1 protein-coding gene is annotated in these 811 nt (G+C 65.4%); it reads left to right on the top strand.

All coding sequences use genetic code 11. From position 1 onward, the window contains the following. The first annotated feature begins 96 nt into the window (after window positions 1-96). Window positions 97-696: a sigma-70 family RNA polymerase sigma factor gene (locus EN925_RS37985; protein ID WP_127388498.1), complete on the top strand. Its 600-nt coding sequence runs from the start codon at window positions 97-99 to the stop codon at window positions 694-696. Window positions 697-811 lie beyond the last annotated feature (115 nt).

Here is an 811-nt window from a genome sequence, read left to right on the forward strand (position 1 = left end):
CATCTGGTGTGATGGATTTGAACCCGAAATTCGTTTCTTTGCTCCTCCTGATCGATGCGAATTTCGGATTCGCCGAACCAGCAGTCTCGTCCGTGGATGCGCGCCGCCGTGCGACATGAGGAGCCCCGTGGCGACGATGAGCTGCTTCTGGCGCGCATCGCCGCGGGCAGCCAAAGCGCGCTGTCCGAGCTCATCGCCCGCCATGGCCGTGGGCTGCGGATATTTGCCGCGCGTTATCTCGGCAATGCCGGCGACGCCGAGGATGTGGTGCAGGAGGTGTTCGTGACCGTCTGGAAACAGGCCGCGCGGTTCGATCCGGTCAGAGGGCGGGCTTCGACCTGGCTCTACCGGATCACTGCCAACCGTTGCATCGATCAGCGTCGACGCAGGGCGCTACGCCGTTTCATCGGGCTGGACGACATAAGGGATGAGGTCGCGTCGCCGGAGGCGGATGCCGAAGCGACGACCGCGGCGCGGCAGGAGCTGGCTATCGTGCGTGACGGGCTGTCGCGCCTGCCGGAACGGCAGCGCATGGCGGTGCTGCTGAGGGCCGTAGGCGACCTCGACATCTCGGCGATCGCCGAGGTGATGGGCAGCAGTGTCGGCTCGGCCGAGCAGTTGCTGGTGCGCGGACGGCGCGCACTCAGGGATCATTTGGCAATGGTGGCCTTGGGCCGCGAAAGGAAGTCCTCATGACACGGGACGAATTTGAACGATACAGGCGCCGCTTCGGCGATACCGTCGAAGCATGGCCGGCGCCTTTCCGCCAGCAGGCGCTGGCGTTGATGGCGGCGGAGCGGAATGACGATCC

Source organism: Mesorhizobium sp. M7A.F.Ca.US.006.04.2.1 (genome assembly GCF_004022915.1).
Taxonomy (GTDB): Bacteria; Pseudomonadota; Alphaproteobacteria; order Rhizobiales; family Rhizobiaceae; genus Mesorhizobium; species Mesorhizobium ciceri.